This window comes from Pseudomonas sp. GW823-FHT06B06 (assembly GCF_058795195.1).
In genome coordinates, this window is the sequence record NZ_JBXAHO010000016.1 from 39,933 (window position 1) to 65,025 (window position 25,093).

General features: G+C 60.5%; 27 protein-coding genes. 1 reads left to right on the forward strand and 26 read right to left on the reverse strand.

The window, feature by feature from the left end; all coding sequences use genetic code 11:
• The first annotated feature begins 89 nt into the window (after window positions 1–89).
• Window positions 90–404: an EscU/YscU/HrcU family type III secretion system export apparatus switch protein gene (locus tag AC1Q8Q_RS16360; RefSeq protein ID WP_168757452.1), complete on the forward strand. Its 315-nt coding sequence runs from the start codon at window positions 90–92 to the stop codon at window positions 402–404.
• Window positions 405–473: 69 nt separating this feature from the next.
• Here AC1Q8Q_RS16360 and AC1Q8Q_RS16365 read toward each other — a convergent pair whose 3' ends face one another.
• The 26 genes from AC1Q8Q_RS16365 to AC1Q8Q_RS16490 all read right to left on the reverse strand — a co-directional run bounded on the left by AC1Q8Q_RS16365 (window position 474) and on the right by AC1Q8Q_RS16490 (window position 25,093).
• Window positions 474–737 carry a hypothetical protein gene (locus tag AC1Q8Q_RS16365; RefSeq protein ID WP_168757451.1) on the reverse strand — a complete coding sequence of 88 codons (264 nt, stop codon included), beginning with the start codon at window positions 735–737 and terminating at the stop codon, window positions 474–476.
• Window positions 738–1,386: 649 nt separating this feature from the next.
• Window positions 1,387–1,779, reverse strand: a complete 393-nt coding sequence (locus AC1Q8Q_RS16370; protein ID WP_020796980.1) for a DUF2802 domain-containing protein — start codon at window positions 1,777–1,779, stop codon at window positions 1,387–1,389.
• A complete protein-coding gene (locus AC1Q8Q_RS16375) occupies window positions 1,780–2,265 on the reverse strand; it encodes a chemotaxis protein CheW (protein ID WP_007980742.1) in 486 nt (161 codons plus the stop codon).
• 42 nt (window positions 2,266–2,307) lie between these two features.
• Window positions 2,308–3,231 carry a CheW domain-containing protein gene (locus tag AC1Q8Q_RS16380; RefSeq protein ID WP_168757450.1) on the reverse strand — a complete coding sequence of 308 codons (924 nt, stop codon included), beginning with the start codon at window positions 3,229–3,231 and terminating at the stop codon, window positions 2,308–2,310.
• A 117-nt stretch (window positions 3,232–3,348) separates the two neighbouring features.
• Window positions 3,349–4,137, reverse strand: a complete 789-nt coding sequence (locus AC1Q8Q_RS16385) for a ParA family protein (protein ID WP_168757449.1) — start codon at window positions 4,135–4,137, stop codon at window positions 3,349–3,351.
• A 42-nt stretch (window positions 4,138–4,179) separates the two neighbouring features.
• Window positions 4,180–5,070, reverse strand: a complete 891-nt coding sequence (gene motD, locus AC1Q8Q_RS16390; protein WP_020796977.1) for a flagellar motor protein MotD — start codon at window positions 5,068–5,070, stop codon at window positions 4,180–4,182.
• Window positions 5,071–5,085: 15 nt separating this feature from the next.
• Window positions 5,086–5,826, reverse strand: coding sequence for a flagellar motor protein (locus AC1Q8Q_RS16395; RefSeq protein ID WP_020796976.1), 741 nt, complete (start codon window positions 5,824–5,826; stop codon window positions 5,086–5,088).
• A complete protein-coding gene (locus AC1Q8Q_RS16400; RefSeq protein WP_020797022.1) occupies window positions 5,826–6,968 on the reverse strand; it encodes a protein-glutamate methylesterase/protein-glutamine glutaminase in 1,143 nt (380 codons plus the stop codon). The genes AC1Q8Q_RS16395 and AC1Q8Q_RS16400 overlap by 1 nt, the downstream gene beginning before the upstream one ends.
• A 51-nt stretch (window positions 6,969–7,019) precedes the next feature.
• Complete coding sequence (locus AC1Q8Q_RS16405; protein WP_033043330.1) at window positions 7,020–9,284, reverse strand: chemotaxis protein CheA; 2,265 nt, start codon at window positions 9,282–9,284, stop codon at window positions 7,020–7,022.
• Between the two features lie 45 nt (window positions 9,285–9,329).
• Entirely contained in the window at window positions 9,330–10,118 is a 789-nt protein-coding gene (locus AC1Q8Q_RS16410) for a protein phosphatase CheZ (protein ID WP_492615258.1), read from the reverse strand.
• 19 nt (window positions 10,119–10,137) lie between these two features.
• Window positions 10,138–10,509 (reverse strand): chemotaxis response regulator CheY, encoded by a 372-nt coding sequence (locus AC1Q8Q_RS16415; RefSeq protein ID WP_003183998.1) that lies wholly within the window; start codon window positions 10,507–10,509, stop codon window positions 10,138–10,140.
• Window positions 10,510–10,675: 166 nt separating this feature from the next.
• Entirely contained in the window at window positions 10,676–11,416 is a 741-nt protein-coding gene (fliA, locus tag AC1Q8Q_RS16420; RefSeq protein ID WP_008001745.1) for an RNA polymerase sigma factor FliA, read from the reverse strand.
• Window positions 11,413–12,243, reverse strand: coding sequence for a flagellar synthesis regulator FleN (gene fleN / locus AC1Q8Q_RS16425; protein WP_007975361.1), 831 nt, complete (start codon window positions 12,241–12,243; stop codon window positions 11,413–11,415). The genes fliA and fleN overlap by 4 nt, the downstream gene beginning before the upstream one ends.
• A gap of 116 nt (window positions 12,244–12,359) precedes the next feature.
• Complete coding sequence (flhF, locus tag AC1Q8Q_RS16430) at window positions 12,360–13,691, reverse strand: flagellar biosynthesis GTPase FlhF (RefSeq protein ID WP_083348439.1); 1,332 nt, start codon at window positions 13,689–13,691, stop codon at window positions 12,360–12,362.
• Window positions 13,692–13,702: 11 nt separating this feature from the next.
• Window positions 13,703–15,832: a flagellar biosynthesis protein FlhA gene (gene flhA, locus AC1Q8Q_RS16435; protein ID WP_492615259.1), complete on the reverse strand. Its 2,130-nt coding sequence runs from the start codon at window positions 15,830–15,832 to the stop codon at window positions 13,703–13,705.
• Between the two features lie 215 nt (window positions 15,833–16,047).
• Window positions 16,048–17,187, reverse strand: coding sequence for a flagellar biosynthesis protein FlhB (gene flhB, locus AC1Q8Q_RS16440; RefSeq protein WP_020796971.1), 1,140 nt, complete (start codon window positions 17,185–17,187; stop codon window positions 16,048–16,050).
• Window positions 17,188–17,190: 3 nt separating this feature from the next.
• A complete protein-coding gene (gene fliR / locus AC1Q8Q_RS16445; RefSeq protein WP_008058628.1) occupies window positions 17,191–17,976 on the reverse strand; it encodes a flagellar biosynthetic protein FliR in 786 nt (261 codons plus the stop codon).
• A gap of 3 nt (window positions 17,977–17,979) precedes the next feature.
• Window positions 17,980–18,249: a flagellar biosynthesis protein FliQ gene (gene fliQ / locus AC1Q8Q_RS16450; protein ID WP_020796969.1), complete on the reverse strand. Its 270-nt coding sequence runs from the start codon at window positions 18,247–18,249 to the stop codon at window positions 17,980–17,982.
• Window positions 18,246–19,004: a flagellar type III secretion system pore protein FliP gene (gene fliP, locus AC1Q8Q_RS16455; RefSeq protein ID WP_020796968.1), complete on the reverse strand. Its 759-nt coding sequence runs from the start codon at window positions 19,002–19,004 to the stop codon at window positions 18,246–18,248. Before fliP ends, fliQ begins: the two co-directional genes overlap by 4 nt.
• Window positions 19,004–19,456 (reverse strand): flagellar biosynthetic protein FliO, encoded by a 453-nt coding sequence (gene fliO, locus AC1Q8Q_RS16460; RefSeq protein ID WP_042955323.1) that lies wholly within the window; start codon window positions 19,454–19,456, stop codon window positions 19,004–19,006. The genes fliP and fliO overlap by 1 nt, the downstream gene beginning before the upstream one ends.
• Window positions 19,457–19,915: a flagellar motor switch protein FliN gene (gene fliN, locus AC1Q8Q_RS16465; protein ID WP_020796966.1), complete on the reverse strand. Its 459-nt coding sequence runs from the start codon at window positions 19,913–19,915 to the stop codon at window positions 19,457–19,459.
• A gap of 64 nt (window positions 19,916–19,979) precedes the next feature.
• On the reverse strand, window positions 19,980–20,948 hold the full coding sequence (fliM, locus tag AC1Q8Q_RS16470) for a flagellar motor switch protein FliM (RefSeq protein WP_020796965.1): 969 nt from the start codon (window positions 20,946–20,948) through the stop codon (window positions 19,980–19,982).
• 9 nt (window positions 20,949–20,957) lie between these two features.
• The gene (gene fliL / locus AC1Q8Q_RS16475) at window positions 20,958–21,458 is read right to left on the reverse strand and encodes a flagellar basal body-associated protein FliL (RefSeq protein WP_020796964.1); all 501 of its coding nucleotides are present in this window, start codon (window positions 21,456–21,458) and stop codon (window positions 20,958–20,960) included.
• Between the two features lie 165 nt (window positions 21,459–21,623).
• Window positions 21,624–22,904, reverse strand: coding sequence for a flagellar hook-length control protein FliK (locus AC1Q8Q_RS16480; RefSeq protein ID WP_083348435.1), 1,281 nt, complete (start codon window positions 22,902–22,904; stop codon window positions 21,624–21,626).
• Between the two features lie 101 nt (window positions 22,905–23,005).
• Window positions 23,006–23,356: an Hpt domain-containing protein gene (locus tag AC1Q8Q_RS16485; RefSeq protein ID WP_492615260.1), complete on the reverse strand. Its 351-nt coding sequence runs from the start codon at window positions 23,354–23,356 to the stop codon at window positions 23,006–23,008.
• Window positions 23,357–23,386: 30 nt separating this feature from the next.
• On the reverse strand, window positions 23,387–25,093 hold the full coding sequence (locus AC1Q8Q_RS16490; RefSeq protein ID WP_492615274.1) for an ATP-binding SpoIIE family protein phosphatase: 1,707 nt from the start codon (window positions 25,091–25,093) through the stop codon (window positions 23,387–23,389).

Below are 25,093 nucleotides of genomic sequence, written 5' to 3' on the forward strand. Positions count from 1 at the left end.
CCCCATCCGATTGTCAGGCGACCACTGTCTCAATTACCAACCGCCCCAATGCAAACCCGTCTCGAACAACGCTGGGTCGACGAAAACGCATGAAAAACCCCAACGCTCCCCGCCAGGCCATCGCCCTCAAGTACGACGGCACCCACGCCCCTACCCTCTCGGCCAAGGGCGACGAAGAACTGGCGGAAGAAATCCTGCGCATCGCTCGCGACTGCGAAGTGCCGATCTATGAGAATGCCGAACTGGTGAGCCTGCTGGCGCGGATGGAGTTGGGGGACAGTATTCCGCAGGAGCTTTATCTGACGGTTGCCGAGGTCATTGCGTTTGCGTGGAATTTGAAGGGTAAGTTTCCGGTGGGGCAGGATCCGGATGGAGGGATAGTGGAGCGCGATATAACTGAGTAAAACGACAACGTGTTGGCTGCCACTCATTTGAAGTGACAGCCAACGCGACAACTTTGAGCAATACTTCAGTCAGGCATCGCTAACACTTACTTCCGGCCTAATATCACCCGCAATTTTTCTACCTTGCATTGTGTAGATATTAAAAGAAATACGTGAACCAACAAGTGGCAACAGATATTCCATGCCCATTAAGTCACGCCCGCGCAGTTCACAGAGAGCACCATTAAATGAGGCCCGAACTGTTCCTTTCGCGCCGGCCGTTATGGTCAAACACGGATACTCCAACTCAAAAGTCTCGACGAATCCTGTATGACGAGATAGTTCCTGCTCCATGCTAAACATTCCTTAAAATAGAAATCAATAAATTAGTTATCGAACCAACTACGTAAGTTCGACGACAAAATTAAGGTTCCTGATAAAACAGCGCAACTATCAAAAGTAACGTAATAGCAAATGGCTACGACCGGACATCAAGCCATTGATAAGTCCAGCCACGAGTGCAGACCACGCCACCGCCGTGGTTTCATTGGCTCGCTCGGTATGCATTGCCTCCTGGCAGCCACTGTAGTAACGCCAGGCAAAGAAACACTAATACACAATCAACACCTTGATCGTGCCTCCCAGCACCAACCCCTCCCTTGAGTTCCCCACTGTGATTCGGGTAGAAACGCTTTGCCACCTACCCACCCTGAATTTATGCCGAGCACATACACCGAGAGCGGTATTGCAACGCCTTTGGAGTGATTCAGCGAGGCCAGGGAAATCACCACGAATATCGCTGGCATGATTCGCAATGACTTTTTCGATACCTTATTCTTGAAACAGGCAATGGCATGGAAGACTGTTGAGGGTTGTAGAACGCCATCGTAGGAATACCGCCCGGACCAAGCCCCTGGCGCTGCGCGTCACACCCTGGAAGCGGAACGCGGAGCGTCCCTGGAGGCATTCCCACGCAGAGCGTGGGAACGATCCGGGTGTACGCTCAGTTCTTATGCACCTTGCTCATCAACTCCGCCTCGGCCTGGGTCAGGCCACAAGACTGGGTCAGTTCGTCGACACTGGCACCCATACCGACCAGCTTCGCCGCCTGATCAAACGACAGGCTCTTGGGATCGCGCTGTTCCAGTCGGGTGAGTTTGTCCGGCAATGGCGCGACGAGCGTGCGCAATTCATGCAGCTCTTCGCCCATGCGCACATTGCCATCCTGGTAGTTGTCGACGCGCCTGCCCAGGTCCTTGATGCGCTGGTCACGCTGCGCATCGCCCTGGGCCTGTTGCGCGGCGATCAGCTTTTGCCCACGGATGTAGGACAAGAACATTGCCAGCGTGCCTGCCCAGAACAGGAACAGGACAATCACCGCCACCTCTAGAATCAATCAGATACTCTCCAGTTCCGACCATTCTTCTTCGCTCATCATCTTGTCGAGTTCGACCAGGATCAGCAGTTCGTTGTTCTTGTTGCACACGCCTTGAATGAACTTGGCGGACTCTTCGTTACCGACGTTCGGCGCTGTCTCGATTTCCGACTGACGCAGGTAAACCACTTCGGCCACGCTGTCGACCATGATCCCCACCACTTGCTTGTCGGCTTCGATGATGACGATGCGGGTGTTGTCGCTGATTTCGGCATTCATCAGGCCGAAGCGCTGGCGGGTGTCGATCACGGTGACCACGTTGCCGCGCAGGTTGATGATGCCCAGCACATAGCTCGGAGCGCCCGGTACCGGGGCGATTTCGGTGTAGCGCAGGACTTCCTGGACGCGCATCACGTTGATGCCGTAGGTTTCGTTGTCCAGCTTGAAGGTGACCCATTGCAGGATCGGATCTTCGGAACCCTTTGCCGCCGTCGCCTTGTCATTCATACCCTGATCCCCTCAAGAAACCGCCCTGGCGGTATTGTTCTGTTATGTAGGTTTATGCGGCGGCTTGCTGCCGCCCATGTGCCGGGCTCCGCCGCTGGCAATCAATTCGGCCAGTTCGGAAACATCGAGCAATGCACACATGTGTTCAATCACCGTGCCCGCCAGCCATGGCCGCTGGCCACGGTGACTGCGCCATTTGATTTCGTTCGGGTCCAGGCGCAACGAGCGACTGACCTGATGCACCGCCAGCCCCCACTCATAGCCCTGGACGGAAATCACGTATTGCAGGCCCTGCTTGAAGTCCTCGCGGTAGCGGTCGGGCATGACCCAACGGGCCGTGTCCAGCACCTTCAGGTTGCCTGCCTGGCTCGGCAGGATGCCGAGGAACCACTCCGGCTGGCCGAACAGCGACGTCAGTTCATGACCGGACAGTGGATAGATCGAACCCAGGCACACCAGGGGCACTGCCAGGGTCAACCCAGCGACATCGAACAACAGGCATTCGAAGGGCTCGGCCGCCCAGGCCGGACGACCGTTGGTTTCTGCCGGTGGCGGCGTGTTGGCGGGTGGCAGATGGACTTCGACCACGGGTGGTACCAGCACCTGCTGCACTTCGACAGGGACAGGAACCAAAATTTCTGGTTCGTCCATGGCCGGCGGCGCCAAGGCTTGCAGCAAGGGCGCGATAGTCGAGACCGGTGCCAGAACGGGGGCCGGGCTGTCCACCACGGCGACGGGTGCCTGCGCAATCGGCGCTACCACCTTTGAGGTAGCCACTACGGCATCGCGAGCTTGTTCTTCAAGCACCGCGGCCTGGAATTCATCCAGCGCGGCTTCAACCTCGACCACCTCGGGAGGGGCTTCGAAGGGCGGCGCAAGTTCCTCAGTAATGTCTTGCAGCAGGCTGTCCAGATAAGACTGCAGCGCCAGTTGCGGGCGCGATGTGATCTTCAATGGCCGGTTCATGGGCGCGCACCTGTAGGAGCTGCCGCAGGCTGCGATCTTTTAGCGATTTCAGACGCGCCGCAAAGCCAGATCAAAAGATCGCAGCCTGCGGCAGCTCCTACAGGGATCGGTGTCATTTTATGCCACCTGCGCGACGAGTTGGGCCGCCAGCAGATGCTTGAGCAGCGCGCGGTAGGCAACGACGCCACGGCTCTTGCCGTCGAATTGCGAAGGCGTCAGCCCCGCCCGACTGGCATCGCGCAGGCGTGTGTCGACCGGGATGTAGCCCTGCCAGATCTCTTCTGGAAACTTATCGCGCAACACCCGCAGCGTACCGAGGGACGCCTGGGTGCGGCGATCGAACAGGGTCGGCACGATGGTGAACGGCAAGGCTTGCTTGCGCGAACGATTGATCATCGCCAGGGTGTTGACCATGCGCTCCAGGCCTTTGACCGCCAGGTGTTCGGTCTGCACCGGAATCACCAGTTGCTGGCTCGCCGCCAAGGCATTGACCATCAGCACCCCGAGCAGTGGCGGGCTGTCGATCACGGCGTAATCGAAGTCCTGCCATAACTGCGCCAGGCTCTTGGCGATCACCAGGCCCAGGCCACTCTGGCCCGGCGACTGGCGTTCAAGGGTGGCCAGCGCGGTACTCGATGGCAACAGCGAAATGGACTCGTGACTGGTGGGCAGCAACAACTGACCGGGCAGGCCCTGGGGCACGCTGCCTTTATGCAGGAACAAGTCGTAGTTGCTGTGTTCCAGGGTGTCGGGGTCATAACCGAAATAGCTGGTCATGGAGCCGTGGGGGTCGAGGTCGACCACGACCACGCGCTTGCCCGCCTCGGCCAGTAACCCGGCTAGAGCGATGGAGGAAGTGGTTTTACCGACACCACCCTTTTGATTGGCGACTGCCCAGACTCTCATTCGATTGTTCCTCCCGCCCGAACGGATCGACCGGGAATTAGCTCAACGTGTTAATGCGGGTGACGGAGAATTGACGGCGTTCTCTCGTACCGGCGACATGACCTTGGTCGGTGCAGTTTGTGTGCCAGCACGCTTCAACGCGGCATCCGGTTGTGCATTGGCCGCTCCGGTTGCCGTGAGGCTGCGACGTATGTCCAGGTTGCGTGACACCACCAGCACCACGCGACGGTTGCGCGCGCGGCCCTCGGCCGTGGCGTTATTGGCCACTGGCTGGAACTCGCCATACCCCACCGATGCCAAGCGACCAGGGTTTACCCCTTGCATCGCCAGCATGCGCACGATGCTGGCCGAGCGCGCCGAAGACAGTTCCCAGTTGGTGGGATACTGCGCGGTGCGGATCGGTTGGTCGTCGGTGAAGCCTTCGACGTGGATCGGGTTGTCGAACGGCTTCAGGATCGCCGCTACCTTGTCGATGATGTTGAAGGCAATGTCGCTGGGCATGGCATCGCCGCTGCCGAACAACAGGCTGGAATTGAGTTCGATCTCGACCCACAACTCGTTGCCGCGCACGGTCATTTGATTGGAGCTGATCAGGTCGCCAAAGGCCGCGCTGATGTCATCGGCAATGCTTTTAAGCGGATCGCTGGCACCCGAGACACCGGCATCGACCTGGTCGCTGTCCTTGACCAATGGCTTGGCCGGAGTCACGGTCTTCGGCCGCTCGTCACCGATGGGGATCGGCTTGAGCGCACGATCGCTATCGGTAAAGACGCCCACCAGCGCCTCGGAAATGACCTTGTACTTGCCTTCGTTGATCGACGAAATCGAGTACATCACCACGAAAAACGCGAAGAGCAAGGTGATGAAGTCGGCGTAGGAAACCAGCCAACGTTCATGATTTACATGTTCATCATGTTGACGACGACGAGCCATAGTCCATTACCCCCATCAATCCATGAAGCCCTGGAGCTTCAACTCGATAGAGCGCGGGTTTTCACCTTCGGCGATCGACAGGATTCCTTCCAGCAACATTTCGCGATAACGCGACTGGCGCAACGCGATGGACTTGAGCTTGGCGGCAATCGGCAGCAACACCAGGTTGGCACTGGCCACGCCATAGATGGTGGCGACGAAGGCCACGGCGATGCCATTGCCCAGCTGCGACGGATCGCCCAGGTTGCCCATGACGTGAATCAGGCCCATCACCGCGCCGATGATGCCGATGGTCGGCGCATAACCGCCCATGCTTTCGAAGACCTTGGCGGCTTCGATGTCGCGGCTTTCCTGGGTGTAGAAGTCCACCTCCAGAATGCTGCGGATCGCTTCCGGCTCGGCGCCATCGACCAACAACTGCAGGCCTTTGCGCGAGTAGTTGTCGGGTTCGGCATCGGCCACCCCTTCCAGCCCGAGCAGGCCTTCCTTGCGGGCGGTCAGGCTCCAGTTGACGACGCGATCGATGCCACCGGCCAGGTCGACCCGCGGAGGAAACAAGATCCACGCCAGAATTTGCATGGCCCGCTTGAAGGCGCTCATGGGCGATTGCAACAACGCCGCGCCAATGGTCCCACCCAGCACGATCAACGCGGCCGGTCCGTTGGCCAGCGCACCGATATGCCCGCCTTCGAGGTAGTTGCCGCCAATGATGGCGACGAACGCCATGATGATGCCGATGAGACTTAAAACGTCCATCAGACGCAGGCCTCGACGATGTGCCGGCCGATGTCGTCCAGCGCATACACTGCGTCGGCCAGTTCGGCCTTGACGATGGCCATGGGCATGCCATAGATCACGCAGCTGGCTTCATCCTGGGCCCAGATCGAACTGCCGCTCTGCTTGAGCAGGCGCGCGCCTTCGCGACCGTCCGCGCCCATGCCGGTCAGTACCACCGCCAGAACTTTGTCGCCATAGGACTTGGCCGCCGAACCGAAGGTGATGTCCACGCACGGCTTGTAGTTCAAGCGCTCGTCGCCCGGGAGGATTTTCACCGCTCCCCGGCCGTCGATCATCATTTGCTTGCCACCAGGCGCCAACAACGCCAGGCCCGGACGCAGGATGTCGCCGTCCTCGGCTTCCTTGACGCTGATCCGGCAAAGCTTGTCCAGGCGTTCAGCGAACGCCTTGGTGAAGGCCGCCGGCATGTGCTGGACCAGCACGATCGGTGCGGGGAAGTTGGCTGGCAGCTGGGTCAATACCCGCTGCAAGGCCACCGGGCCGCCGGTGGACGTGCCGATAGCCAGCAACTTGTAGGCTTTGCGTTTCGGCGCTGGCGACGACGGAGCCTGCGCAGGTGCACGGGCCGGGATCGGTGCGGGAGACGGGCGCACAAGCGCGCTGCTGCCATAACCGATGCTGCTCGATGGCGTTGGCGTTGGCGTTGGCACTGGAGTCGGTGCTACCACCGGCGCCGGCGCACTGTAGCTGCTGACACGACGATTACTGCGCGAGATGCTGAGAATCTTCTCGCACAGCAGTTGCTTGACCTTCTCGGGGTTGCGCGAGATGTCTTCGAAGTTCTTCGGCAGGAAGTCCACCGCGCCGGCATCCAGCGCGTCCAGGGTGACCCGGGCGCCTTCGTGGGTCAGCGACGAAAACATCAGGACCGGGGTCGGGCAGCGCTGCATGATATGCCGTACCGCGGTGATGCCGTCCATCATCGGCATCTCGTAGTCCATGGTGATCACGTCCGGCTTGAGGGCCAACGCCTGATCAATCGCCTCTTTGCCGTTGGTCGCCGTGCCGACGACCTGGATATTCGGATCCGCGGAAAGAATTTCCGAGACGCGGCGGCGGAAAAAACCCGAATCGTCCACCACCAGGACCTTGACTGCCATAAACACTCCATTAGACGCAGCGAGGCGTCAGTCGCCACCGCTGCGCCAGAATCAAATACGCCGTGCGGCGTAACGCTTGAGCATGCTCGGAACATCGAGAATCAGCGCGATGCGGCCGTCACCGGTAATGGTGGCGCCCGACATGCCCGGGGTTCCCTGGAGCATTTTGCCCAATGGCTTGATGACCACTTCTTCCTGGCCCACCAACTGGTCGACGACAAAGCCGATCCGCTGGGTGCCCACCGAAAGGATCACCACATGGCCTTCGCGCTGCTCTTCGTGAGCGGCGGAGCTGACCAGCCAGCGCTTGAGGTAGAACAACGGCAGTGCCTTGTCCCGCACGATCACCACTTCCTGGCCGTCCACCACGTTGGTGCGCGAAAGGTCGAGGTGGAAAATCTCGTTGACGTTCACCAGCGGGAAGGCGAACGCCTGGTTGCCGAGCATGACCATGAGGGTTGGCATGATCGCCAGGGTCAGCGGCACCTTGATGACGATCTTCGATCCCTGGCCCTTGGCCGAGTAGATGTTGATCGAACCGTTGAGCTGGGAGATCTTGGTTTTCACCACGTCCATGCCCACGCCACGACCCGACACGTCGGAGATCTCGGTCTTGGTCGAGAAGCCCGGGGCGAAGATCAGGTTGTAGCACTCGGTATCGCTCAGGCGGTCGGCCGCGTCCTTGTCCATCACACCGCGTTTTACCGCGATGGCACGCAGGACGTTGGGGTCCATGCCTTTTCCGTCATCGGAAATCGACAACAGGATGTGATCGCCTTCCTGCTCGGCCGCCAGGATCACCTTGCCGCCACGGGCCTTGCCCGACGCTTCGCGCTCTTCCGGCGATTCGATGCCGTGGTCGACCGCGTTGCGCACAAGGTGGACCAGCGGGTCGGCCAGGGCTTCGACCAGGTTCTTGTCGAGGTCGGTGTCTTCGCCGACCAGCTCCAGGTTGATCTCTTTCTTGAGCTGGCGCGCCAGGTCGCGAACCAGGCGCGGGAAGCGTCCGAACACTTTCTTGATCGGCTGCATCCGGGTCTTCATGACCGCCGTCTGCAGGTCGGCCGTGACCACGTCGAGGTTCGACACGGCCTTGGACATGGCTTCGTCGGCACTGTTGGCGCCCAGGCGCACCAGGCGGTTACGCACCAGCACCAACTCGCCGACCATGTTCATGATCTCGTCGAGCCGTGCGGTATCGACCCGCACGGTGGTCTCGGCTTCACTGGCCGGTTTTTCCGCAGGCGGCGCGGCCGGAGTTCGGGCCGCGACTGGTGCTGCGGCTGCCGGCGCTTTGGCTTGCGGTTCGGGCGCCTTGGCAACGGGCTTGGGTGCGACAACCTTGGCGGTCGATGCCGCCACGGAGGCGTTCGAGCTGCTGGCCGTTGTCGCGGTGCCGACTTCGCTGAACTTGCCTTTGCCGTGCAATTCGTCGAGCAGTGCCTCGAATTCATGATCGCTGATCAGATCACTGCCGGCCGCCGCTGCGGTTGGCGCTGCCGGTGCTGGAACAGAGGCAATGGCCGACTCTAGCGCCTCAACGGCAAAGTTACCCTTGCCATGAAGCTGGTCGAGCAAGGCCTCGAATTCTTCGTCGGTGATGTCGGAACTATCACCCGCCTCTTTCGCCGCTGACGGCTCTGACGGCGCGGCGGGTGCCGGGGCCACTGCATCGACGGCGAACTTGCCCTTGCCGTGCAGTTGATCGAGCAACGACTCGAACTCGGCGTCGGTGATTTCGTCGCTGGCAGGCACTTCGCTGGCGGGTGCTGGAACAACTGCCGGCGCCTCGGCCTGAGCCTTCACGGCGTTCAGCGAGTCCAGCAATTGTTCGAATTCGTTATCGGTGATATCGCCTGAATCGGCGGCAACCACAGGCGCTTCGACCTCTGGAGCAACAGGCGCAGCAGCCACTTCGTCAGCCGATTGCGGCTCGGCCAGACGCGCCAGTGCCGCCAGCAGCTCAGGTGTTGCAGCCGTGACCGGACTACGCTCGCGCACTTCGCTGAACATGCCGTTCACCGCATCCAGCGCTTCGAGGACCACGTCCATCAATTCCGAGTCGACGCGACGTTCGCCCTTGCGCAGGATGTCGAACACGTTCTCGGCGATGTGGCAGCACTCCACCAGCTCGTTGAGCTGGAGGAAGCCGGCGCCCCCTTTTACAGTGTGAAAACCGCGAAAAATTGCATTGAGCAAGTCCGCATCATCCGGACGGCTTTCCAGCTCGACCAGTTGCTCGGACAGTTGCTCTAGAATCTCGCCGGCCTCAACCAGGAAATCCTGAAGGATCTCTTCATCGGCGCCGAAGCTCATTAAGGGGGTGCTCCTACAGGTCTAAAAACCCAAAAAACCTGAACTTTAAAAACCCAGGCTGGATAGCAAATCGTCCACATCGTCCTGACCGGACATAACGTCTTCTCTTTTATCGGCATGAATCTGCGGACCTTCACCCTTGGTGAGATGTTTTTGTGGATCTTTTTCTGCAAGCATTGCCGCACGGTCATGTTCGATGCCCGCAAAGCGGTCCACCTGACTGGCCATCAGCACGAGCTTGAGCAGGTTGCTTTCCACTTCGGTGACCAGTTGGGTCACACGCTTGATCACCTGGCCGGTAAGGTCCTGGTAATCCTGGGCGAGCAGAATGTCGTTGAGGTTGCTGGACACGGCGCGATTGTCTGCGCTGCTGCGCGCCAGGAAACCATCGACGCGCCGGGCCAGTTCACGAAACTCTTCGGCCCCGACTTCGCGCCGCATGAACCGTCCCCAGTCGGCGCTCAAGCCCTGCGCCTCTTCAGCCAGGCCGTTGACCAATGGCGTGGCGTTTTCCACCAGGTCCATGGTGCGGTTGGCGGCGGCTTCCGTCAGTTTGACCACATACCCCAGGCGCTCGGTGGCGTCGGTGATCTGTGACACTTCCTCGGCTTGCGGCATGTGCGGGTCAATCTGGAAATTGACGATCGCGCTATGCAGCTCGCGGGTGAGCTTGCCCACTTCCTGATACAAGCCACGGTCACGGGTCTGGTTGAGCTCATGGATCAATTGCACAGCATCGCCGAACCTGCCCTTTTCAAGGCTCGCGACCAATTCAACGGCGTGTTTTTTCAGGGTCGATTCAAAATCGCCCTGGGATGACTCGTTATGCTCCATAGCTCCCCCGTGGCGCAGTTCAACCGATGCGTTCGAAAATCTTCTCGATTTTTTCTTTCAACGCCTGGGCCGTGAAGGGTTTGACCACATAGCCATTTACGCCGGCCTGGGCCGCTTCGATGATCTGCTCGCGCTTGGCTTCGGCAGTCACCATCAGCACTGGCAGGTGCTTGAGTTTTTCATCGGCGCGCACATGACGCAGCAGATCGATACCGGTCATGCCAGGCATGTTCCAGTCCGTCACCAGAAAGTCGATGCTCCCGCTGTTGAGTACCGGAATGGCGGTAGTGCCATCGTCGGCCTCGACCGTGTTGGTGAACCCAAGGTCACGCAACAGGTTCTTGATGATCCGCCGCATCGTTGAGAAGTCATCAACGATGAGGATTTTCATGTTCTTGTCCAATTCGACCTCCAAGCAGACTAAAACGCGCCCAGCACCTGGACACGCCATTTCTATCAATCTGGCAAAACACTCGATGACTGTTTGGGATACAACGGATCGAGACCGGCGCGGTTCATTACCCCACCAGCCGCGTCGCAGTGCCCCCACACTGCCTTCAGCGCGCTCGCCACTCTCCCAGACGCCCCCGCAAACGGGCCGCGCACTGGCTGTGTAACTGGCTGACCCGGGATTCGCTGACCCCCAGGACTTCGCCGATTTCCTTGAGATTCAATTCTTCGTCGTAATACAACGCCAACACCAATCGCTCGCGCTCCGGCAAGTTGGCGATCGCGTCCGCCAGCGCCGCTTGGAAGCGTTCATCTTCCAGATCGCGAGACGGTTCCAGATGCGCACTGGCGCCATCCTCGTGCAGCCCTTCGTGTTCGCCGTCCTGCAACAGGTCGTCGAAACTGAACAGCCGACTGCCCAGGGTGTCGTTCAAAATCCCGTAGTAATCGTCAAGACTCAATTGGAGTTCGGCCGCAACTTCGTGATCTTTAGCGTCACGCCCGGTTTTAGCTTCAATCGAGCGAATCGCGTCGCTGACCATCCGCGTATTGCGGTGGACCGAACGAGGCGCCCAGTCGCCCTTGCGCACTTCATCGAGCATGGCGCCGCGGATGCGGATGCCCGCGTAGGTTTCGAAACTCGCGCCTTTGCTGGCGTCGTATTTGGTCGAGACTTCCAGCAGGCCGATCATCCCGGCCTGGATCAGGTCTTCGACCTGGACACTGGCCGGCAGTCGTGCAAGCAAGTGATAGGCAATGCGTTTAACCAGCGGCGCGTAACGCTCGATCAGCTCGTACTGCGCGTCACGCGCCGATGCCTTGTAGAGGTTGTAACCGCTTGCGGTCATAGCACGGGTCCTGCCGTCTGTTGCACGAGGCGCTCGACGAAGAATTCCAGGTGCCCGCGCGGGTTGGCGGGCAGTGGCCAGGTATCGACCTTCTGCGCGATCGCCTTGAATGCCAGCGAGCACTTGGAGCGCGGGAAGGCCTCGTAGACGGCGCGCTGCTTCTGCACGGCCTTGCGCACGCTTTCGTCGTACGGCACCGCACCGACATATTGCAAGGCGACGTCGAGGAAGCGGTCGGTGACCTTGGTCAACTTGGCGAACAGGTTGCGCCCTTCCTGGGGGCTCTGCGCCATGTTGGCCAGCACCCGGAAACGGTTCATGCCGTAATCGCGGTTGAGCAATTTGATCAACGCATAGGCGTCAGTGATCGAGGTCGGCTCGTCGCAGACCACCAGCAACACTTCCTGGGCCGCGCGCACGAAGCTGACCACCGACTCGCCAATACCTGCAGCGGTGTCGATCACCAGCACGTCGAGATTGTCGCCAATGTCGCTGAAGGCCTGGATCAGGCCAGCGTGCTGCGCCGGGCTCAAGTGAACCATGCTCTGGGTGCCGGACGCCGCCGGAACGATGCGGATGCCGCCGGGCCCCTGCAACAGCACGTCGCGCAATTCACAGCGGCCTTCAATCACGTCGGCCAGGGTACGTTTGGGTGTCAGCCCCAACAGAACGTCGACATTCGCCAGCCCAAGGTCAGCGTCCAGCAACATGACGCGCCGGCCAAGCTCAGCCAAAGCCAGGGACAAGTTCACTGACACGTTAGTTTTGCCGACGCCACCTTTGCCGCCGGTCACCGCGATCACCTGTACAGGATGCATGCTGCCCATGTTATTTCTTTACCTTGTTCTGCATAGACGGGGCCACATAACTGGCTGCGCGTTCACAACCGGAACAATGCATGGCAGGCCATCGATGTAGGGTACAAAAACTATTCATTGTTACCTCAGCCAACCTGCTTGGTCGGACTGTGGTAGATATCAGCGAACATGTCAGCCATGGCCTCTTCGCTGGGTTCTTCCTGCATTTGCACGCTGACGGCCCGACTGACCAGTTGATGACGACGCGGCAGATGCAGATCATCTGGAATCCGCGGGCCATCGGTCAGGTAGGCCACCGGCAATTCATGGCTGATCGCCAGACTCAACACTTCGCCCAGACTTGCCGTTTCATCCAGTTTAGTCAGGATGCAGCCAGCGAGCCCGCAACGCTTGTAACTGTGATAAGCAGCGGTTAGAACCTGTTTCTGGCTGGTGGTTGCCAGGACCAGGTAATTTTTTGACTTGATGCCTCGACCGGCCAGGCTTTCGAGCTGCATGCGCAGGGCCGGATCGCTGGCTTGCAGGCCGGCGGTATCGATCAGCACCACGCGCTTGCGCAACAAAGGGTCCAGCGCCTGGACCAATGACTGGTTCGGATCGACGTGGGTCACCGGCACATTGAGAATCCGCCCGAGGGTCTTGAGCTGCTCCTGGGCACCGATGCGAAAGCTGTCCATGCTCACCAGGGCAATGTTCTGCGCGCCGTACTTGAGCACGTAACGGGCCGCCAGCTTGGCCAGTGTGGTGGTCTTGCCCATGCCGGCCGGGCCGACCATGGCAATCACGCCGCCCTCTTCCAGCGGTTCCATTTCCGGCGTGACAATCATCCGCGCCAGGTGCGCCAGCAACATGCGCCAGGCCTGACGGGGTTCTTCAATTTCGCTGACCAGCGCCAGCAGGTCCCGCGACAACGGGCCGGACAAGCCGATGCGCTGCAGGCGACGCCACAGGTTCGCCTGGTCCGGGCGGCTACCCTGCAGCTGGTTCCAGGCGAGGGAACCGAGTTGTACTTCCATCAGTTCGCGCAGGCTGTTGAGTTCCGAACGCATCGAGTCGAAGACCCGCGTATCGATAGTCGCCGCCGGGGCCGGTGTCGGCGCGGGACGGCGCGGCTCGGCCAGGGTCGGTTCGATCAGCGGCTCGGCAGCCGTCAGCGGCAGGCCGGCAAACAACTGGCGATTAGTGCTCTTGTCGCTATCGCCTTCGCCCTCGCCTCGCAGGCTCAATTCGGCCTGGGCGTTGACGATGCGCGACTGGGTCTTGCGCAGTTCGTCCTCGAGCTCCATGTTCGGAACGCGCGGGGCCAGCGCCGACAGTTGGTAATCCAGGGCAGCCGTAATCTCGACGCCACCGGCGATGCGGCGGTTGCCAATGATCGCGGCATCGGCGCCCAGCTCATCGCGAACCAGCTTCATGGCCTGACGCATATCGGCGGCGAAGAAACGCTTAACTTGCATGAATCACTACCTCAGCCGTTGGGCCCTACTGTCGCAACGATGGTCACTTGCTTGTTGTCAGGAATTTCCTGATAAGCCAACACATGCAAACCCGGGACTGCGAGCCGGCCAAATCGCGAGAGCATCGCGCGAACCGGACCGGCCACCAGCAGAATCACCGGTTGACCTTGCATCTCCTGCCGCTGCGCCGCATCGATCAACGAGCGCTGCAGCTTCTCAGCCATGCTTGGCTCCAGCAGAACACCCTCTTCAGAGCCTTGTCCTGCCTTCTGCAGACTATTGAGCAATATTTGTTCCAACCTGGGTTCCAGCGTGATCACTGGCAGCTCGGAGTCAGTGCCTACAATGCTTTGCACGATTGCGCGGGATACGCCGACACGCACCGCGGCGACCAGCGCGGCGGTATCTTGACTCTTGCTGGCATTGTTCGCGATGGCTTCGGCAATGCTACGAATGCCGCGTACCGGTACCTGCTCGGCCAATAGCGCTTGCAAGACCTTGAGCAATTGCGACAGTGACAGCACGCCCGGCACCAGCTCTTCGGCCAGCTTCGGCGAGTTTTTCGCCAGCAATTGCATGAGTTGCTGGACTTCTTCGTGGCCGATCAGCTCGCTGGAGTGCTTGTACAGGATCTGGTTCAAGTGGGTGGCCACCACTGTACTGGCATCGACTACGGTGTAGCCAAGCGATTGCGCCTGGGCGCGCTGGCTGATTTCGATCCACACCGCCTCCAGGCCAAAAGCCGGATCTTTGGCGGTAATGCCATTGAGCGTGCCGTAGACCTGCCCCGGGTTGATCGCCAGTTCGCGGTCCGGGTAAATCTCCGCCTCGGCCAGGATCACCCCCATCAGGGTAAGGCGATAGGCACTCGGAGCCAGGTCGAGGTTATCGCGGATGTGAACCGTAGGCATAAGGAAGCCCAGGTCCTGGGACAGCTTTTTGCGCACGCCCTTGATCCGCGCCAGCAATTGCCCGCCCTGGTTGCGGTCCACCAACGGAATCAGGCGATAGCCCACTTCCAGGCCGATCATGTCGATCGGCGTCACGTCATCCCAACCCAGCTCCTTGGTTTCCTGGGCGCGGGCCGGCGATGGCAACAGTTCCTGCTGACGCTTGACCTCTTGCAGGGCCTGCACCTTGGCGCTGTTCTGCTTTTTCCAGAACAGGTACGCACCACCTGCAGCCAGCGCGGCCATGGACAGGAAGGAAAAGTGCGGCATACCCGGCACCAGCCCCATCACCGCCATCAAGCCCGCCGACACCGCCAACGCCTTGGGCGAGGCGAACATCTGCCGATTGATCTGCTTGCCCATATCTTCGGAGCCCGAAGCACGGGTCACCATGATCGCCGCCGCTGTAGATAACAACAGTGATGGCAATTGCGCCACCAAACCGTCACCGATGGTCAACAGGGCGTAAACCTTGCCGGCATCGGCGAAGGTCATGTTGTGCTGGAAGATACCGACCGCCATGCCGCCGATCAGGTTGATGAACAGAATCAACAGGCCGGCGATGGCGTCACCGCGCACGAACTTGCTGGCACCGTCCATTGAGCCATAGAACTCGGCCTCCTGCGCCACTTCCGAACGCCGCGCCTTGGCCTGGTTCTGGTCGATCAGGCCGGCGTTGAGGTCGGCGTCGATGGCCATCTGTTTGCCGGGCATCGCATCGAGGGTGAACCGCGCACTCACCTCGGAAATACGCCCGGCGCCTTTGGTCACCACGACGAAGTTGATGATCATCAGGATCGCGAACACCACGATACCGACCACGTAGTTACCGCCGATCACCACCTCGCCGAAGGCCTGGATCACCTTGCCCGCGGCGGCATGACCGTCCTGGCCGTGAAGCATCACTACTCGGGTGGAAGCCACGTTGAGCGCCAGGCGCAAGAGCGTCGCCACCAACAAAATGGTCGGGAACACCGCAAAATCCAGCGGCCGCAAGGCGTAGACGCAGACCAGCAAGACGACAATCGACAACGCGATATTGAACGTGAAAAACACGTCGAGCAGGAACGGCGGCATCGGCAACATCATCATCGCCAACATGACCAGCAGCAACAGCGGCACGCCCAGATTGCCTCGGCTGAGGTCGGCCATGTTCGTGCGGGCACTGTTGATTAACTGAGAGCGATCCACCGGTATTCCCCGTTCCTTTGAAGCAAAACTTTTGACGCCATAAGCTGGCGCAAAGCGGCTATTGCAAGAAGCCTTCCAACTTTCGTGAGGAGTTGAAACAGAGGGATTGGTCGGGAAAAATCAAGTCGCATGGACGGTCGTCTTCGCGAGCAGGCTCGCTCCCACAAGGGGATCGGCCCGGGCAACACTGCTTGTGTACAACACCGATCACGCTGCTAGGAATCCCGGCGCAAATCCGGTGGAATCGGCAAGTCATCCTTGAGTGGGTCCGGGCGCTTGCCCTTGCCTGCGCGGTATTGGCGAATCTGGTAGACGTAGGCCAGTACCTGGGCGACGGCGAGGTACAGGCCGCCGGGGATTTCTTGCTCAAGTTCGGTGGAGTAGTAAATCGACCGCGCCAACGCCGGCGATTCCAGCAGCAGAATTTCATTGGCCGTCGCAATCTCGCGAATCTTCAACGCCAGGAAGTCGCTGCCCTTGGCAATCAGCATCGGCGCCCCACTCTTGTCCGGGTCGTACTTGAGGGCCACGGCATAGTGGGTCGGGTTGGTGATGACCACGTCGGCATCCGGCACCGCCGCCATCATCCGGCGCTGGGACATCTCGCGTTGCAGCTGGCGAATCCGCTGCTTGACCTCCGGTCGCCCCTCCTGGTCCTTGTGCTCATCGCGGATTTCCTGCTTGGTCATCTTGAGCTTCTTGATGCTTTCCCAGATCTGGATCGGCACGTCGACGGCGGCGATGATGATCAGCCCGCAGGCCATCCACAAGGTGCTCCAGCCGACCACTTGCAGGCTGTGGGTGATGGCGCGGTCCAGTGGTTCGTGGGCGATTCGCAGCAGGTCGTCAATGTCCGCCGACAACACCGCCAGGGCCACGAACAGGACGATGAAGAACTTGGCCAGGGCCTTGAGCAGTTCGGTCAGGGCCTTGGCCGAGAACATGCGCTTGAGACCCGCGCCGGGGTTCATGCGGCTGAACTTGGGCGCCATGGTGCCGGCGGAAAACAGCCAGCCACCCAGGGAGATCGGGCCGATCAAGGCGGCCAGCAGCAGGGTGATCATCACCGGCTGGATCGCCAGCAAGGCAATCTGCCCCGAATGCAGGAGGTAGGTGCCCATCGAACGCTGGTCCAGCACCACGTCTCGTGACAGGGAAAAATTCAGACGCATAAGGTCCATCATGTCCTGCGCCAGGGCCCCACCGAAGACCAGCAGCGCACCGGCCCCGGCAAGCATGATCGCCAGGGTATTGAGCTCCTTGGAACGGGCAATCTCACCCTTCTCACGGGCGTCCTTTTTCTTTTTCTCCGTGGGGTCTTCTGTCTTGTCCTGACCGCTTTCGCTCTCAGCCATGCCTCAGCGCGCCTGTGCCAGTTCGCGTAAAAACTGCAAGGCCTCGGAGGCCAGCGGTTGATACTGGTTGAGAATGTCCGCCAGCCCGACCCAGAGGATGAACATCCCGAGCACCAGGGTTAGCGGGAAGCCGATGGAGAAGATGTTCAGTTGCGGCGCGGCGCGGGTCATCACGCCAAACGCGATGTTGACCACCAGCAACGCGGTGATCGCCGGCAGCACCAGCAGCAGCGCCGCGCCGAGCACCCAGCCGAGTTTGCCGGCCAGTTCCCAGTAATGGTTGACCATCAGGCCGCTGCCGACCGGCAAGGTGGTGAAGCTCTCGGTCAGTACCTCGAACACCACCAGATGGCCGTTCATGGAGAGGAACATCAGTGTCACCAGCATGGTGAAGAACTGCCCGATCACCGCCACCGACACGCCGTTGGTGGGATCGACCATCGATGCGAAGCCCATGCCCATCTGGATCGCGACGATCTGTCCCGCCACCACGAAGGCCTGGAAGAACAGTTGCAGGGAGAACCCCAGGATCGCGCCGACGAGGATCTGCTCGGCAATCAGCAGAAGACCGCTCAGGTCCAGCGCATTCACCGGCGGCATCGGCGGCAGGCCCGGCGCGATGACCACAGTGATGGCGAGGGCGAAGTACAGGCGAATGCGCTTGGGTACCAGGGCAGTGCCGAACACTGGCATCACCATCAGCAAGGCGCCGACGCGAAACAGCGGCAACATGAACGTCGCCACCCAGGTACTGATCTGGGTATCGGTCAGCTGCAGCAGCGACGACATGGCTTAGCCGATGACCTGCGGAATACTGCCGTACAGCTGCAGGATGTATTCCATGAACGTCTGCACCAGCCAAGGGCCGGCGACGATCAGCGTTACCAGCATCACCAGCAGGCGCGGCAGGAAGCTCAGGGTCTGTTCGTTGATCTGCGTCGCGGCCTGGAACATCGCCACGACCAGGCCGACCAGCAGACTCGGGATCACCAACACCGCGACCATCAGCGTGGTCAGCCACAAGGCTTCGCGGAAGATATCGACGGCGACTTCCGGCGTCATGGCGACACACCGCCGAAGCTGCTGGCCAAGGTGCCGATGATCAGCGCCCAGCCATCGACCAGCACGAACAGCATGATCTTGAACGGCAGGGAAATGATCAGCGGCGACAGCATCATCATACCCATGGCCATCAGCACACTGGCCACGACCAGGTCGATGATCAGGAACGGGATGAAGATCATGAAGCCGATCTGGAACGCGGTCTTGAGCTCCGAAGTCACGAACGCCGGCACCAGGATGGTCAGCGGCGCCTGGTCCGGCGTGGCAATGTCGGTGCGCTTGGACAGGCGCATGAACAACTCCAGGTCACTGGTGCGCGTCTGGGCCAGCATGAAGTCCTTGATCGGTACCTGGGCCTTGGCCACGGCATCCTGAGCGGTCATCTTTTCCGCCAGGTAGGGTTGCAAGGCATCCTGGTTCACCCGGTCGAACACCGGCGCCATGATGAACATCGTCAGGAACAGCGCCATGCCGGTGAGGATCTGGTTCGACGGCGTCTGCTGCAGGCCCAGGGCCTGACGCAGGATCGAGAAGACGATGATGATCCGGGTGAAGCTGGTCATCAGCATGACGAACGCCGGGATGAAACTCAGCGCGGTCATGATCAGCAGAATCTGCAGGCTGACCGAATATTCCTGGGCACCTTCGGCGTTGGTGCCCAAGGTGATGGCCGGGATCGACAATGGATCGGCGGCTAACGCCAGCGGCGCGGCCAGCATCATGGCCAGGGTCAAGATGATGCGCAGCGCGCCCATTACTTCTTATCCTTCTGATCCTTGCCCATCAACTCCATCAGGCGCTGGGCAAACTCGGGGGTAGCTTTTTCAGTGCCGCTCGGCACCTGCACCGGCTCCTTGAGCACATGCAACGCCGTGATGGTCCCCGGGCTCAGGCCGAGCAGGATCTGTTCGTTGCCGACTTGCACGAGCATCAAGCGATCACGGGGCCCCAGTGCGCGAGAACCGATCAGCTCGATCACCTGCCCCTTGCCGGCCGGCCCGGCCTGTTGCACCCGGCGCAAGAGCCAGGCGAGGAAGAAAATCAGCCCCAGCACCAGCAACAAGCCGAATACCAGTTGCGTCAACTGCCCGGCCACGCCGCTGTTGACCGCGGGCGCGGCGGCGGCATTGGCGACAGGCTCGGCGGCCAGCACAAGGCCTGGCAACGCCAGGGCCAGCCCCGAAAACAACCCCAGGAGCCTTTTCACTCAGCGCAGCTTCTTGATGCGTTCGCTTGGGCTGATCACGTCGGTCAGGCGGATGCCGAACTTCTCGTTGACCACAACCACTTCGCCATGGGCGATCAGGGTGCCGTTGACCAGCACGTCCAGCGGCTCACCAGCCAGGCGATCCAGTTCAATGACCGAGCCCTGGTTGAGCTGCAACAGGTTGCGGATGTTGATGTCGGTGCTGCCGACCTCCATGGAGATCGACACCGGGATATCGAGAATCACGTCCAGGTTCGGGCCTTCGAGGCTCACCGGGTCGTTGTTTTTCGGCACGCTGCCGAACTCTTCCATGGGCAGGCGGTTGGACGAAGAACGGCCAGCATCGGCGGCCAGCAATGCGTCGATATCGGCCTGCCCGGCGTCGCCGGTTTCTTCCAGGGCAGCAGCCCACTCATCAGCCAGCGCCTGATCGTCCAGGGTATTCATATTGTCAGCCATCATTTGTCCTCGGCGAACGACTCTTCAATTAGAAGAGTTGATTAATAGGGGTAATTGCGCCGCCTCAACGGCGCTCGATCGGCTCGATCACTTGCAGTGCAAGGTTGCCCTTGTGCGAACCCATCTTGACCTTGAAGGCCGGCACGCCGTTGGCGCGCATGACCAGCTCTTCCTGCATGTCCACGGGAATCACGTCCCCTGGCTGCATGTGCAGGATGTCGCGCAGCTTCAACTGGCGACGGGCAACGGTGGCGTTGATCGGTACATCGACGTCCATCACGTCCTGGCGCAAGGCGTTGACCCAACGCTCGTCCTGGTCGTCCAGGTCGGACTGGAAGCCGGCATCGAGCATTTCGCGCACCGGTTCGATCATCGAGTAAGGCATGGTCACGTGCAGGTCGCCGCCACCGCCATCGAGTTCGATGTGGAAGGTCGACACCACAATGGCTTCGCTCGGGCCAACGATGTTGGCCATGGCCGGGTTCACTTCCGAGTTGATGTACTCGAAGTTCACTTCCATGATCGCCTGCCAGGCTTCCTTCAAATCGACGAATGCCTGCTCCAGGACCATGCGCACCACGCGCAACTCGGTCGGGGTGAACTCACGGCCTTCGATCTTGGCGTGGCGACCGTCGCCGCCGAAGAAGTTGTCCACCAGCTTGAACACCAGCTTGGCGTCGAGGATGAACAGCGCCGTGCCGCGCAGCGGCTTGATCTTGACCAGGTTGAGGCTGGTCGGCACGTACAGCGAGTGTACGTATTCGCCGAACTTCATCACCTGCACACCACCGACCGCCACGTCTGCCGAGCGGCGCAGCATGTTGAACATGCTGATGCGCGTGTAGCGGGCAAAACGCTCGTTGATCATTTCCAGCGTCGGCATGCGTCCACGGACGATGCGATCCTGGCTGGTCAGGTCGTAGCTCTTGACGGTGCCGGGTTCGGCAGCGATATCGGTCTGTACCAGACCATCGTCGACGCCATGCAACAGCGCGTCGATCTCATCCTGGGACAGCAGGTCCTGCACGGCCATGTCGTGTTCCTACTGCAGTACGAAATTAGTGAAAAGCAACTGTTCGATCACCACTTTGCCGAGCTCTTTCTGCGCCACTTCCTGGACGCTGGCGGTGGCCTTCTGGCGCAACATTTCCTGGCCGACCGGCGAGGCGAGGGTCGCGAAATCCTGACTGGAGAACAGCATCACCAGGTTGTTGCGGATCACCGGCATGTGCACCTTGAGCGCGTCCAGATCCGCTTGGTTGCGCGCAAGCATGGTAATGCTCACTTGCATGTAGCGCTGGCGTCCGTTCTGGTTGTAGTTGGCCACGAACGCCGGGGCCATCGGCTCGAAAACGGCAGGCTGCTTGCCCACGGGGGTGGTTTCGGCCACGACGGCAGGCTTGCTCTGGGCACTGTGCATGAAGTACCAGGTCGCCCCCACGGACAAGCCGATCGCCAGCAACAGCGCCACCACGATCAAGATGATCAGCTTGAGTTTGCCTTTGGTTGCGGGGTCTTTTACTGCTGCGTCGCTCTTCGCCATGCCAATAATCCGTCACTATTCGGTTTTTACAGTCGCGCGACTAGGCAAGAGCAAGTGTTATGCCAGAAGCAAAAGATCGCAGCCTGCGGCAGCTCCTACATTGGACTGCGTACATCCTGTAGGAGCTGCCGAAGGCTGCGATCTTTTAGGGGGCGCCGCGAATTATCAGGCGTAATAATCGACTGCGCTGGAGCCAATCACGCTAGTCGGGCTGGCCGCAACTTGGGTAACGCTGGCCGAAAGCTCGTCATCCATCGAATCAAGGCGACCGCCGCCAGCACTGGCGCGTCCACTCTGCGCCTGCTGATGTTGCGCCTGGTCCTGGGATCCCCGGGACTGGTCCGAGACGTTGACGTCAACCTGGCCCATGCCCTGCTGGGTGAACATGTCGCGCAAACGCTGCATCTGCCCGTCCAGCGCTTCACGCACGCCCGGATGCGCGCTCATGAACGTCACCTGGGTCTGCTGATCGGGCACCATGTTCACCCGAATGTCGAGACGGCCGAGTTCGGCCGGCTGCAACTGGATGTCGGCCGCCTTGAGATTGGCGCTGGACAGGTACATGACCCGATTCACCACTTCTTCCGTCCAACCGCTCTGATGCATCGCGATGGGCTGGTTGACCGGCAGGGCGTTGGCGGTTTTTGGCGTCGCTGCCTGGGTCAGTGCCGCCAGGCGGTCGGCGAAATCGTCGACCCGGGTATCGCTGCTGGCAGACTTGAGGTCCTTGAGCCCATCATCGATCAGGCCACTGAAGGCCTGGTCGCCGCCCTGGTCGGTACTGTCCATGTCGGTTTGCACGTCGAGCATGTTCGCCATGCCAGCGGCGAAGGTCTGCGCCGCCGTCCGTTCACCGTCGACCTCGGTCGGAGCTGCCTTGGGTTGTGCCTGGCTTGAGGCCGAGACATGGCCACTCTGCTCCATGGCCATGCGCAGGGCTGGCAGGGCGTCCAGTGGGTCGGCTTCGGGATCGAATCCTGTGTCAGTGGCGGGGACGATTGGCGGGATGACCGCCGCAACGGGCGCTTCGACGGCTGGTTGATCAGCCACAACAGGCGCCGCGATGACAGGCACCTCGACAGGATCAACCGGCGCAGCTTCGACGCCCCCTGCCTGTTCGTCCGTCGCATCGGCGCTGTCCTGCTTGTCGTCGGCTTGCGCCGGCTTGTCGGCGGGCAAGCTTTTGCCGCTATCGGCAACGACAGGCTTCTCGGCGGCAGCGTTATCCTTGACGTCGTCCTTTTTACCGAGGCTGTCGGCAGCCTTGTGAGGTTGTGGTTTCGAAGGTCCGTCAGCAGCCGGGTTCCGGCCTTGTGCGGCGTACACCTGAGAGAAGCTCGACGCCTTGTCCCCGGGCTCGGCGGCGACCTTCGTGGAAGGGGCGGCGGCGGCCTGACTCTTGGCCTGAGCGGCGGCCTGAAGAAGAGAATTTGGGGTAAAGGGCATTTAACGGTCTCCGCTGCACTGGGATCGTAGGTACAGTTGCAAGAGTTAATAGCAAGGGGCGGGCCAGTTTCGCCTGATGGCGACGAAAAGCGTCTTGCGCCTCAGCTTTCCGCCAGGGACCGTTGCCGCTCAGCTTCGTAAAGAGGCCGAACGATCGCGAACTCAAGGTCGATTGCAGTGATCAGCTCCTGGATTTCGGAGGGCGAAAGCTTTTCAGCATTTTTCTCAAGTTCGCCACATAGCGCGACAAGCTTGACGGCGCCCATGTTGCTGCTGCTGCCTTTGAAGCTGTGCGCCACGTCTACGAGCTGCGCAGCTCTCCCTGCCTCGCGCAACCCTTGAAGGCGCTCTTCGGAATCGGCGAGAAAGGTATCCAGCAACTGCGGATACGCGTCCTCCATGACCTCGCGCAACTCGTTCAGCGCGTCGAGGTCCAGATGTTCATCAGCCACTTGTTCGCTCCTTGATCAAGAATTTATGGATTATGCCAGAGCCTTCCAGAGAAACTCCACGCGGGCACTTCGACCATCGTCAGACCAGCTTGCATTATGACCCAACTGACGGATCAGACTGACTCCACGTCCAGACAGACGGACAGGATCGACAGGACGTTCCAGTACCCGCCCGACATCAAATCCCTTGCCGCTGTCCTCGACGCGAATTGCCAGGCATCCACCCTCGCCTTGCGGGGTAACCTGTAAATGCACCCGGACATAACCGTCCTCAAGCTCGTCCAGGCGTGCATTGCGTTGTAGATAATAGCGGGTGAAACCCGACACATCGCGTTTAAGGCTGGAATCCAGGCCTAGCACTCCATGCTCCAGGGCGTTGGAGTACAACTCGGCCAGTACGCTGTAGAGCGCCCCGCTTTGAGCCCGCAGACCGTGCACTTCCTGCAGCAGTTGCAAGAGATGGGGCAACGGATTGAAGCGCTTGAGCGTCGCAGCGCGAAACTCGAAACTGGCCGACCAGTCCAGAGGGCAGGACTGGCCACTGTCGGAATAGATCGGCAGCGGCGGGCTCGCCTGAGTGGGCGCAGGCAGGCTGACCTCGACCATGCTGACGTCGTCGCGCGCCTCACCACGAAAGTCCCGAAGCGCCTGCTCGATATCCTCGAACAAGGTGTCGGGTTGACGATTGGCGGCAAATACCTGCTGCAACCGCTGCACACCAAACAGCTGGTCATCGGCGTCGCAGGTATCGATCACCCCGTCGGACAACAGGAATATCCGATCACCCGGGGCCATCGGAAACACTTCGGTGCGATCATCGAAGGTAGGCGGGCTCAGCACCCCCAGTGGCAAATGCCGCGCGGTCAGTGGCGTTCGCTCGCCGCTGGCAACGCTGTACAGGTAGCCGTCCGGCATGCCGCCGTTCCAGACCTCCACCGAGTGATTCTGGGCACTCAGGCACAGCATCGTGGCGCAGCAAAACATGTCCACCGGCAGGATACGCTTGAGCTTGGCATTCATCTCGCGCAGGGTTTCCGCCAGGCCGTAGCCCTTGGCGGTCATGCCGTAGAAGACTTCGGCCAGGGGCATGGCGCCAACGGCGGCGGGCAGGCCATGGCCGGTGAAATCGCCGAGCAGCACATGCATGTCCCCTGCCGGGGTGAAGGCGGCCAACAGCAAGTCGCCGTTGAACAATGCGTAAGGCGATTGCAGGTAGCGGATATTGGGCGCATTCAGGCAGCCGGAATGAGCCACCTTGTCGAACACCGCCTTGGCCACGCGCTGTTCGTTGAGCAAGTATTCGTGGTGCCTGGCGATCTGGTCGCGCTGCTGTACAACGGTGGCCTGCAAGCGCCGCAAGCGGTCCATCGCCTTGATTTTGGCGGCAAGAATCACCTGGTTGTACGGTTTTGCCAGAAAATCGTCACCCCCGACCTCCAGGCAACGAGCCAATGCCTGGTTTTCCGACAGCGAGGTGAGGAAGATGATCGGAACCAGGGTTTCCCCGGCCAATGCCTTGATTTGCGCGGCCGCCTCGAAGCCATCCATCACCGGCATCATCGCGTCCATCAACACCAGCTGCGGGCGTTGCTGGCGAAATATTTCCACCGCTTCGGCGCCGTTGGCGGCCGTCAACACTTGATGCCCCTGACGGCGCACGATGCTCGACAACAGCATGCGATCGGCGGCGCTGTCTTCGGCGATCAGGATCGTCAGCGATTCGAGTGCCGGTTGCAC

Excerpts from the sequence above, each read along its gene's own strand:
- fliL (WP_020796964.1), bottom strand. The coding sequence starts at position 21,458 with ATGGCGAAGAGCGACGCAGCAGTAAAAGACCCCGCAACCAAAGGCAAA.
- AC1Q8Q_RS16375 (WP_007980742.1), bottom strand. The coding sequence starts at position 2,265 with ATGAATGACAAGGCGACGGCGGCAAAGGGTTCCGAAGATCCGATCCTG.
- fliM (WP_020796965.1), bottom strand. The coding sequence starts at position 20,948 with ATGGCCGTGCAGGACCTGCTGTCCCAGGATGAGATCGACGCGCTGTTG.
- AC1Q8Q_RS16395 (WP_020796976.1), bottom strand. The coding sequence starts at position 5,826 with ATGGACGTTTTAAGTCTCATCGGCATCATCATGGCGTTCGTCGCCATC.
- AC1Q8Q_RS16480 (WP_083348435.1), bottom strand. The coding sequence starts at position 22,904 with ATGCCCTTTACCCCAAATTCTCTTCTTCAGGCCGCCGCTCAGGCCAAG.
- AC1Q8Q_RS16405 (WP_033043330.1), bottom strand. The coding sequence starts at position 9,284 with ATGAGCTTCGGCGCCGATGAAGAGATCCTTCAGGATTTCCTGGTTGAG.
- fliA (WP_008001745.1), bottom strand. The coding sequence starts at position 11,416 with ATGACCGCAAGCGGTTACAACCTCTACAAGGCATCGGCGCGTGACGCG.
- fliR (WP_008058628.1), bottom strand. The coding sequence starts at position 17,976 with ATGTCGTCGCTGCTGCAGCTGACCGATACCCAGATCAGTACCTGGGTG.
- AC1Q8Q_RS16385 (WP_168757449.1), bottom strand. The coding sequence starts at position 4,137 with ATGAGAGTCTGGGCAGTCGCCAATCAAAAGGGTGGTGTCGGTAAAACC.
- flhB (WP_020796971.1), bottom strand. The coding sequence starts at position 17,187 with ATGGCTGAGAGCGAAAGCGGTCAGGACAAGACAGAAGACCCCACGGAG.
- AC1Q8Q_RS16410 (WP_492615258.1), bottom strand. The coding sequence starts at position 10,118 with ATGGAGCATAACGAGTCATCCCAGGGCGATTTTGAATCGACCCTGAAA.
- motD (WP_020796977.1), bottom strand. The coding sequence starts at position 5,070 with ATGGCTCGTCGTCGTCAACATGATGAACATGTAAATCATGAACGTTGG.
- fliP (WP_020796968.1), bottom strand. The coding sequence starts at position 19,004 with ATGGGCGCGCTGCGCATCATCTTGACCCTGGCCATGATGCTGGCCGCG.
- AC1Q8Q_RS16365 (WP_168757451.1), bottom strand. The coding sequence starts at position 737 with ATGGAGCAGGAACTATCTCGTCATACAGGATTCGTCGAGACTTTTGAG.
- AC1Q8Q_RS16380 (WP_168757450.1), bottom strand. The coding sequence starts at position 3,231 with ATGAACCGGCCATTGAAGATCACATCGCGCCCGCAACTGGCGCTGCAG.
- fleN (WP_007975361.1), bottom strand. The coding sequence starts at position 12,243 with ATGGGCAGCATGCATCCTGTACAGGTGATCGCGGTGACCGGCGGCAAA.
- fliN (WP_020796966.1), bottom strand. The coding sequence starts at position 19,915 with ATGGCTGACAATATGAATACCCTGGACGATCAGGCGCTGGCTGATGAG.
- AC1Q8Q_RS16360 (WP_168757452.1), top strand. The coding sequence starts at position 90 with ATGAAAAACCCCAACGCTCCCCGCCAGGCCATCGCCCTCAAGTACGAC.
- flhF (WP_083348439.1), bottom strand. The coding sequence starts at position 13,691 with ATGCAAGTTAAGCGTTTCTTCGCCGCCGATATGCGTCAGGCCATGAAG.
- AC1Q8Q_RS16415 (WP_003183998.1), bottom strand. The coding sequence starts at position 10,509 with ATGAAAATCCTCATCGTTGATGACTTCTCAACGATGCGGCGGATCATC.
- AC1Q8Q_RS16400 (WP_020797022.1), bottom strand. The coding sequence starts at position 6,968 with ATGGCAGTCAAGGTCCTGGTGGTGGACGATTCGGGTTTTTTCCGCCGC.
- fliQ (WP_020796969.1), bottom strand. The coding sequence starts at position 18,249 with ATGACGCCGGAAGTCGCCGTCGATATCTTCCGCGAAGCCTTGTGGCTG.